The sequence below is a fragment of the Pseudomonas sp. K2I15 genome (genome assembly GCF_002204795.1).
Lineage (GTDB): Bacteria > Pseudomonadota > Gammaproteobacteria > Pseudomonadales > Pseudomonadaceae > Aquipseudomonas.
On sequence record NZ_NIXO01000003.1, the window covers coordinates 183,334 to 192,013 of the forward strand.

The following is an 8,680-nucleotide window of genomic DNA, read 5'->3' on the forward strand; positions in this document are numbered from 1 at the left end:
AATCCACGATGAATTTCAATTGGGATGTGTTCTGGCAGTACCTGCTGCAGCCCAGCGGGGTGTACCTGACCGGGCTGTGGCTGACGTGCCTGATCGCAGTGTCGGCGATGTTGTTGGGCTGTGTGCTGGGGCTGGCAGCGGCGTTGTTGCGGTTGTCGAAGAACCCGCTGCTGCACCTGCCGGTGCGCTTTTATGTGTGGCTGATGCGCGGCACGCCGTTGCTGGTGCAGATCGTGTTTCTGTACACGGCGCTGGCAGCGGGCGGGATTTTTCGTTTCGAAGATATCGACCTGTTCGGGTTGGTCATCCCCGGAAATATCCAGGCGGCGATCATTGCCCTGGGCCTGAACGAAGGCGCCTATATGGCCGAGATCATCCGGGCAGGCATCGGCGCAGTGGACAAGGGCCAATACGAAGCCGGGCGCTCGCTCGGCATGGGCTTCGCCAAGCTGATGCGGCGCATCGTGCTGCCCCAGGCGTTCCGGGTCATCGTCCCGCCGCTGGGCAACGAGTTCAACGTGATGCTCAAGAACACCACGCTGGTGAGTGTGATCGGCGTGCAGGAGCTGCTGCTCAGTACCCAGATGGTCACCTCGGCGACGTTCCGGGTGTTCGAGTTGTACCTGGTGGTCGCGATCTACTTCCTGTTGCTGACCACGCTCTGGGGCTTTTTCCAGCGTTGGCTGGAAGCGCGTTTTGGCCAGTCGGACCGGCCTTCGTCACCGCCGCCGGCCTCCAGCCGGATGTTCGGCCGCAGCACCCTGAAATTGCTGAGGGGACGCTAACCATGGCGCACAAAAGTGAAGAGTTGATCATCGAGGCGCTGGATGTTCACAAGTCCTTCGGCCAGTTGCAGATCCTCAAGGGCATTTCCCTGCAAGTGCGCCGTGGCGAGGTGGTAGTGCTGATCGGCGCCTCGGGCTCCGGCAAGACCACCTTTATCCGGTGCATCAATCTGCTGGAAGACATCCAGGGCGGGCGCATCCGCGTCAACGGCCAGGCGATGGGGTATCGCGAACGTGCCGACGGCAGCCTGGTGCGGGATTCGGAGCGCAACATTGCCCGTCAGCGCCGGGACATCGGCATGGTGTTCCAGCGCTTCAACCTCTTCCCCCATATGACGGCCCTGGAAAACATCATCGAGGCGCCGATCCAGGTACTCGGCGTGTCCCGTGCCGTGGCGCTCGAACAGGCGCGCGGCTTGCTGGAACGCGTGGGCCTGGCGGACAAGGCCGGCCACTATCCGTCGATGCTGTCGGGCGGGCAGCAGCAACGGGTGGCAATCGCCCGGGCGCTGGCCATGAAACCCCAGGCCATGTTGTTCGACGAACCCACCAGTGCCCTCGACCCGGAAACCGTGGGCGAGGTGCTGCAGGTGATGAAAGAGCTGGCCGAGGAAGGCATGACCATGGTGGTGGTGACCCATGAAATGGGCTTTGCCCGTGAAGTGGCCGACCGCGTGGTGGTGCTCGACCAGGGCGAACTCATCGAACAAGGGCCGCCGGAACAGATTTTCAGCCACCCCAGCCATCCCCGTACCCGGGCCTTTCTCAGCCGTGTGCTATGACCCTTCCAAGGAAATTAACCATGCGCTTATCGAGTTTGTTCGCGGCCCTGTGCTGCGCCGCCATTGTCCCCATGGCCCAGGCCGCCGACCCGGTGGTGAAGGTCTATAACTGGTCCGATTACATCGGGCCCGACACCCTGAAAAACTTCGAGAAAGACAGCGCCATCAAGGTCCAGTACGACATCTTCGACACCAACGAGATGCTCGAAGCCAAGCTGCTCTCCGGGCACTCGGGGTATGACGTGGTGGTGCCGTCCAGTCAGTTCCTGTCCAAGCAGATTCGTGCTGGCGCCTACCAGCCGCTGCAACGCTCCTTGCTGGATAACTGGAAGCACCTCGACCCGCGCCTGATGCAACGCCTCGAAGCCGCCGACCCGGGCAACCGCTACGCCGTGCCGTATATGTGGGGCACCGTGGGCATCGGCTACAACGAGGAAAAAGTCCGCGCGGTACTGGGCAAGGATGCGGTACTGGATTCCTGGTCGATGGTGTTCGAACCCGGCAACCTGGCCAAGCTCAAAAGCTGCGGCGTGGCGTTTCTCGATGCGCCGGTGAAGATCATTCCCCAGGTGATGCTCTACCTCGGCCTGGACCCCAATAGCGTCAAGCCCGACGACTACAAACAAGCCTCGAAACGCTTGATGGAACTGCGGCCTTCGGTGACCTACTTCAACTCGTCGAAATACACCGCGGACCTCGCCAACGGTGATATCTGCGTGGCCATCGGTTATTCCGGCGACGTGATGCAGGCCCGGAGTCGCGCCAAGGAAGCCGGCAAGAATATCGACATCCGCTACCTGATTCCCAAGGAAGGCGTGAACCTGTGGTTCGACATGCTGGCGATCCCCAAGGACGCCGGTAACGTGGCCAACGCCCATGCCCTGATCAACTACCTGTTGCGCCCCGACGTGATTGCGCCCATCAGCGATTACGTGGGCTACGCCAACCCCAACAAAGACGCCACGGCGCTGATGGACCCCAAAGTCAGTGGCAACCCGGGCATCTATCCCGGTGACGATGTGATCAGCCACACCTTCGTGTCCGCCGACCTGCCGGAAACCATCCAGCGCCTGATGACCCGGGAATGGAACCGGATCAAATCCGGCCAATGAACCCTTGTTTTGAAGAGCCTTTGCCATGTTAAAATTTTCTGCCCATGAATACCCTTATCCGTCCCAGCGCCAGAGCGTATTTGCCCGGCGCGGCATGGTCGCAGCGTCGCAACCCTTGGCCGCCCAGGCGGGCATCGAGGTCATGCAGAAGGGCGGCAACGCGATCGACGCCGCCATCGCCACGGCGGCTGCGCTGACGGTGGTCGAGCCCACCGGCTGTGGCCTGGGGGGCGACGCGTTTGCGCTGGTCTGGTGCAAGGGCCAGTTGCATGGCCTTAACGGCAACGGGCATGCGCCTGCGGCGCTGTCGATCGAGGCGGTCAAGGCCGCTGGCCATGAACAGATGCCGCTATATGGCTGGACCCCGGTGACGGTACCGGGCTGCCCGTCGGCGTGGGCCGAGTTGTCGCAACGTTTTGGCAAGCTGCCGTTTGCCGAACTGTTGCAACCGGCGATCAGCCTGGCGCGGGACGGATTTGCGTTGTCGCCGGTGGTTGCCCATCAATGGCAGGTCGCCCTGGACGAGTTCACGCCCCATCGTGACCCGGTGCTGGAGGCCTGGTTCGAGACGTTTCTGATCGACGGCCGGGCGCCACAGGCGGGCGAGCTATTTCGCAACCCGGCCCAGGCGCGAACCCTTGAAGAGCTGGCCGCGACTCGTTGCGAAAGCCTGTATCGCGGCGCCCTGGCCGAGCGCCTGGACGCCCATTCCCGTGCGACCGGCGGCTACCTGCGGGCCACCGACCTCAACGGTTACCGTGCACAGTGGGTGGAGCCGATCCATATCAATTATCGAGGCGTCGACGTCTGGGAAATCCCGCCGAGCGGGCAGGGGTTGGTAGCGCTGATGGCCCTGAAGATTCTGGAAGGTTTCAGCTTCGATCACCGTGACAGCCAGCAGACCTGGCATCGCCAGTTGGAGGCGATGAAACTCGCCTACAGTGACGGCCTGCACTACATCACCGACCCGCGGCACATGCGCGTGGCGGTGGCCGAATTGCTCAGCGATGACTACAACACCCGGCGGCGCGGGCAGATCGGCGAACAGGCCCAGCCCCCCAAACCCGGCGACCCCCACGCCAGCGGTACCGTGTACCTGGCCACCGCCGACGCGGAAGGCAACATGGTCTCGTTCATCCAGAGCAACTACCACGGCTTCGGTTCTGGCGTGGTACTGCCCGACAGTGGAATCGCCCTGCAAAACCGTGGGCAGGAATTCAGCCTCGATCTGGCCCACGCCAACTGCCTGGCGCCTGGCAAAAAAACCTTCCACACCATCATCCCCGGCTTCCTCACACAAAATGGCCAGGCCCTTGGCCCGTTCGGCGTGATGGGCGGCTACATGCAGCCTCAGGGCCATGTGCAGATGGTGATGAACCTGGTGGACTTCGGGCTCAACCCCCAAGCGGCCCTGGATGCACCGCGTTGGCAATGGCTGGGGGATATGAAGGTGGGCATCGAGCAAGGCGCGTCCCGGGACCTGGCGAATGCCTTGGCGCGGCGTGGGCACCAGGTGCAGATCGCCAGCGACCTTACGGACTTCGGGCGCGGGCAGATCATCCTGCGAGACCCGGTCAGCGGCGTGTTGTGCGGCGGTACCGAGCCCCGGGCGGATTCGCATATTGCGGTGTGGTAGGCGAATCAGTCCGGGCCGTGGGATTCAGGCAGCTTGAGTACGTAACCGCGGTTAACCGCCTTTATGTAGGAGCGAGCTTGCTCGCGAAAAACCGGAGGGCGCTGCGTTGGATCAGGATGCCAACGTCATCGTTAACGACCTTCGCGAGCAAGCCCGCTCCCACATTTGGACCGTGCGCGCCTTTGATTTTGCTTTTGCTCTACACCACTCAAGCCGGCCGGCAGGCCGCTGTGTTCTTGATCTGCTGTTGATCTTGATCTTAGGCGCCCCGTTAAACCACGCTGGCCGAACGCAGGTAGTACGGAGCGGGTAAACCGGCAGGACGCCGGTTTAGCCGCGACGGGGCAGGGACGCCCCGTCGCGGCGGCCCGCGTAGTAATACCGGAGTTGAGGGCACACCGAGCCTAAGCGAGGTGCCGAGTGGTGGGGCAAGAGCGTTTTGCTTACTTTTGCGCTGTTCAAAAGTGAGCCGCTGTAAAAGCGGAACCATAAGCAGCCGTTACCACAAAAACGGATATGTCCCCGGCTCGCATCCCCCCAAGCAGAGGCACCCCGCCTGGCTGTCAGTAGCGAATCATCACCGACTTGAGTTCGGTGTAATCCTCGATAAAGGCCCCGCCAAACTCACGGCCCACCCCCGAAGACTTATTGCCGCCAAACGGCACGGCCGGGTCGAGCATCGTGTGCATGTTCACCCACACCGTGCCCGCGTTGATCGCCGGCACCATGCGCAGGGCCTTGCTCAAATCGTTGGTCCACAGGCTCGCGCTCAGGCCGTAAGGCGTATTGTTCATCAGCTCCAGCAACTCATCCTCGGTGTCGTAGGGGAAGAACGTGGCGATCGGGCCAAAGGTTTCTTCATTGAGCAGCGTGTCGTTGATCGTGTTGGCAAGAATCACGGTCGGCTCCACATAACACCCCGGCCCGTCGATCAGCTTGCCGCCGTGGACAATCGTATTGTTCTCGGCTCGGGCCTTGGCGAAAAACCATTCGAGTTTCTTTTGATGCTGGCGGTTGGTGACCGGGCCGAATTCGGTGCGTTCGTCCAGCGGCGAACCAATGTTCAACCGGCTGAGGCGTTGCGCCAATTTGTCCATGATCGGCTCGATCTGCGAGCGATGAGCGAAGAAGCGTTCGGCAGCAGCGCAGATTTGCCCGGAGTGCAGGAAGCCAGCTTCGATGATCCCATTGACGGCCTTGTCGAGGTCGACATCCCGCAGGAACCCAGCCGAGTTTTTACCGCCCAGCTCCAGGGTTGCCCGGGTCAGGCCGGCGCCCATGGCGCTGCGGCCCACCGCGATGCCGGTGGGCACCGAGCCGGTAAACGAAACCTTGTCGGTACCCGGATGCTCGACCAGCCCTTTGCCCACATGCCCGCCACCGGTCAACACGTTCAGCACGCCCGCAGGCAAGCCGGCGTCGATGGCCAGTTCGGCGATGCGCAGGATGGTCAGCGGGGTGAACTCGCTGGGCTTGATGATGATGCTGCAACCAGTCACCAGCGCCGAAGCGAGTTTCCAGATGGCGATCATGGTCGAGAAGTTCCACGGCACGATGCCCACCACCACACCCACCGGTTCGCGCAGGGTGAACGCGGTGTAGCGTTCGCCGGCGAAGGAGGGTAGCGACGGGGTGATGGTCTGGCCGCTGATCTTGGTGGCCCAACCGGCGTAGTAGCGCAGGAAGTGCGCGGCCTGGTCGACCTCAAAGGCTCGTGAAATCTGGATGATCTTGCCCGACTGGCAGGTTTCGATCTGCGCCAGTTCTTCGCGGTGTTGCTCCAGCAGATCGGCGAGTTTCAGCAGCACGTTGCCGCGCGTCGCCGGGGCAACCTGGGACCACAGCCGAAAGCCACGCCGGGCTGACTCCACCGCCGCGTCTATATCGGCAAGGTCAGCATCGGCAACATGGGCGATCACCTCGCCGGTGGCCGGGTTGATCACCTCCAGGGTCTGGCTGGCATGGCTTTGGACATAACCACCGTCGATAAACAAGGCATGGTTTCGACGAAGGAAAGCTTGGACTTCAGGCAGCAGCGCAATATCGCTCATGGGATTTTCCTGCTCGCAAAAGCCCGAGGTTAACCAGCGCAGGCAACCCAGGCTTGTCTGTGCCTGCCGGGCGACATGTCTGTGGCTGCCAGGCCTGTGGAAAGTGCAATCTTGGCTGTGGAAGGTGCATTTTCCGGGGTGATTACCGACTCCATACTGGCCCTGCATCCAGCGCCGTTCGTTGATTTGGAACGCCAGCCGGACATCCAATAATAAGCAGGGCCGTCCATGAAAAAGCCAAACCCGCTCCTCGAAGACCTCAAGTCGATTCTGCCGACCATCGCTGCCAACGCCTTCCAGGCCGAGCAGGACCGCAAAGTCCCCGACGAGAACATTGCGCTGCTCAAGAGCATCGGCATGCACCGTGCCTTTCAACCCAAACCCTTTGGCGGCATGGAAGTCTCCCTGCCGCAATTTGCCGACTGCATCGCCTTACTCGCCGGCGCCTGTGCCAGCACCGCCTGGGCCATGAGCCTGTTGTGCACCCACAGCCATCAACTGGCGCTGTTCTCGGCCAAGCTGCAGCAGGAAGTCTGGGGCGATAACCCGAATGCCACCGCCAGCAGCAGCATCGCGCCGTTTGGCCGCACTGAAGAGACCGAAGGCGGTGTGCTGTTCAGCGGTGAAATGGGCTGGAGCAGTGGCTGCGATCACGCCGAGTGGGCGATTGTCGGTTTCCGCCGCAAAAACGCCGAAGGCACCCAGGATTATTGCTTCGCGGTACTGCCGCGCAGCGACTATCAGATTCGCGATGACTGGTTCGCCGCCGGTATGAAAGGCAGCGGCACCAAGACTCTGATCATCGACAACGTGCTGGTGCCCGAACATCGTATCCAGAAGGCCAAGGACATGATGGAAGGCAAGTCCGCAGGCTTCGGTTTGTACCCTGACAGCAAGATTTTCTACTCGCCTTACCGGCCGTATTTCGCCAGCGGTTTCTCCACCGTCAGCCTGGGCGTGGCCGAGCGCATGCTTGAGGTGTTCCGCGAAAAAACCAAGACCCGCGTACGTGCCTACACCGGTGCGGCAGTGGGCGCCGCGACCCCGGCGTTGATGCGCCTGGCTGAGTCGACTCACCAAGTGGCGGCTGCCCGGGCCTTCCTGGAAAAGACCTGGCAGGAACACGCCGAACACAGCGAACAGCACCGTTATCCCAGCCGCGAGACCCTGGCGTTCTGGCGCACCAACCAGGCTTACGCCACCAAGATGTGCATCCAGGCGGTGGACCGTTTGTTCGAGGCCGCCGGTGGCAATGCGTGGTTCGAGCACAACGAGATGCAGCGCCTGTTCCGCGATTCCCATATGACCGGCGCCCACGCGTACACCGATTACGACGTGTGCGCGCAGATTCTGGGGCGTGAACTGATGGGGCTTGAGCCTGACCCAAGCATGATCTGAAGCCTGCCACGGCCCCCCATGTAGGAGCGAGCTTGCTCGCGAAAAGCCCGAGAGCGCCACGCCCATCCAGGCACCCCGCGTCATCGTTAACGACCTTCGCGAGCAAGCTCGCTCCTACACAGAGCTGCTCGATAACAATAAGTAATCCGGGAGTCTTGCATGTCTGATAACAGCTTCGACCCACGGGCCTTTCGCCGGGCCCTGGGCAACTTTGCCACCGGCGTCACCGTGGTCACTGCCGCCTCTGCCGACGGGCGCAAGGTCGGCGTCACCGCCAACAGCTTCAACTCGGTGTCTTTGGACCCACCGCTGGTGCTGTGGAGCATCGACAAGCGCTCCAACAGCCACGAGGTGTTCGAGCAGGCCAGCCATTTTGCGGTCAACGTGCTGGCGGCCGACCAGATCGACCTGTCGAACAACTTCGCCCGGCCCAAGGAAGACCGCTTCGCTGAAATCGAATTCGAACCAGGTGAGGGCGGCTCGCCGGTCTTCGCCGATTGCTCGGCGCGGTTTCATTGCGAGAAATACCAGCAGGTGGATGGTGGCGATCACTGGATCATGATTGGCAAGGTCGTGGCCTTCGATGATTTTGGTCGCTCGCCGTTGCTCTATCACCAGGGGGCGTACGCACAAATTCAGGCGATTCAATTGTCAGTGCTAGAGGCCAAGCAGGCTTAGGGCGATACACTTCTTGAGGATTGACGCAGCTTCAATGTGGGAGCGGGCTTGCTCGCGAAAGCGGAGTGTCAGTCACTGAATGTGGCACTGACCCACCGCATTCGCGAGCAAGCCCGCTTGTGTCTTGATCCGGGATTAAGCTGAGGGTGAGAGCGGTGAGTGGCAAGCTGAATGCCCGGAGTGCTTAAAGCACGTGTGGGAGCCCATGCTGCCACTCACCTCTCCGCTCTGGACATGA

6 protein-coding genes and 1 pseudogene are annotated in these 8,680 nt (G+C 61.8%); 6 read left to right on the forward strand and 1 reads right to left on the reverse strand.

Going from position 1 to position 8,680, the window contains the following annotated elements:
- Nucleotides 1-8 precede the first annotated feature (8 nt).
- From CEC48_RS04360 to CEC48_RS04375, 4 genes are read left to right on the forward strand one after another with little or no spacing between them, the layout of a single operon-like run.
- Nucleotides 9-785, forward strand: a complete 777-nt coding sequence (locus tag CEC48_RS04360) for an amino acid ABC transporter permease (protein WP_088422625.1) — start codon at nucleotides 9-11, stop codon at nucleotides 783-785.
- Between the two features lie 2 nt (nucleotides 786-787).
- The gene (locus tag CEC48_RS04365) at nucleotides 788-1,567 is read left to right on the forward strand and encodes an amino acid ABC transporter ATP-binding protein (RefSeq protein WP_088422626.1); all 780 of its coding nucleotides are present in this window, start codon (nucleotides 788-790) and stop codon (nucleotides 1,565-1,567) included.
- 20 nt (nucleotides 1,568-1,587) lie between these two features.
- Complete coding sequence (locus CEC48_RS04370; RefSeq protein ID WP_088422627.1) at nucleotides 1,588-2,679, forward strand: polyamine ABC transporter substrate-binding protein; 1,092 nt, start codon at nucleotides 1,588-1,590, stop codon at nucleotides 2,677-2,679.
- Between the two features lie 25 nt (nucleotides 2,680-2,704).
- Nucleotides 2,705-4,315 carry a gamma-glutamyltransferase family protein gene (locus tag CEC48_RS04375; protein WP_088422628.1) on the forward strand — a complete coding sequence of 537 codons (1,611 nt, stop codon included), beginning with the start codon at nucleotides 2,705-2,707 and terminating at the stop codon, nucleotides 4,313-4,315.
- A 563-nt stretch (nucleotides 4,316-4,878) separates the two neighbouring features.
- On the opposite strand, the gene CEC48_RS04380 is transcribed toward CEC48_RS04375, so the two are convergent.
- Nucleotides 4,879-6,366 carry an aldehyde dehydrogenase family protein gene (locus tag CEC48_RS04380; RefSeq protein WP_088422629.1) on the reverse strand — a complete coding sequence of 496 codons (1,488 nt, stop codon included), beginning with the start codon at nucleotides 6,364-6,366 and terminating at the stop codon, nucleotides 4,879-4,881.
- Between the two features lie 228 nt (nucleotides 6,367-6,594).
- Here CEC48_RS04380 and CEC48_RS04385 point away from each other — a divergent pair, with 228 nt between their 5' ends.
- Nucleotides 6,595-7,764, forward strand: coding sequence for a p-hydroxyphenylacetate 3-hydroxylase oxygenase component (locus CEC48_RS04385; protein ID WP_088422630.1), 1,170 nt, complete (start codon nucleotides 6,595-6,597; stop codon nucleotides 7,762-7,764).
- Between the two features lie 159 nt (nucleotides 7,765-7,923).
- Nucleotides 7,924-8,400: pseudogene (locus CEC48_RS04390) on the forward strand (flavin reductase family protein); the annotation flags it as partial.
- Nucleotides 8,401-8,680 lie beyond the last annotated feature (280 nt).

Excerpts from the sequence above, each read along its gene's own strand:
- CEC48_RS04360 (WP_088422625.1), top strand. The coding sequence starts at position 9 with ATGAATTTCAATTGGGATGTGTTCTGGCAGTACCTGCTGCAGCCCAGC.
- CEC48_RS04365 (WP_088422626.1), top strand. The coding sequence starts at position 788 with ATGGCGCACAAAAGTGAAGAGTTGATCATCGAGGCGCTGGATGTTCAC.
- CEC48_RS04370 (WP_088422627.1), top strand. The coding sequence starts at position 1,588 with ATGCGCTTATCGAGTTTGTTCGCGGCCCTGTGCTGCGCCGCCATTGTC.
- CEC48_RS04375 (WP_088422628.1), top strand. The coding sequence starts at position 2,705 with ATGTTAAAATTTTCTGCCCATGAATACCCTTATCCGTCCCAGCGCCAG.
- CEC48_RS04380 (WP_088422629.1), bottom strand. The coding sequence starts at position 6,366 with ATGAGCGATATTGCGCTGCTGCCTGAAGTCCAAGCTTTCCTTCGTCGA.
- CEC48_RS04385 (WP_088422630.1), top strand. The coding sequence starts at position 6,595 with ATGAAAAAGCCAAACCCGCTCCTCGAAGACCTCAAGTCGATTCTGCCG.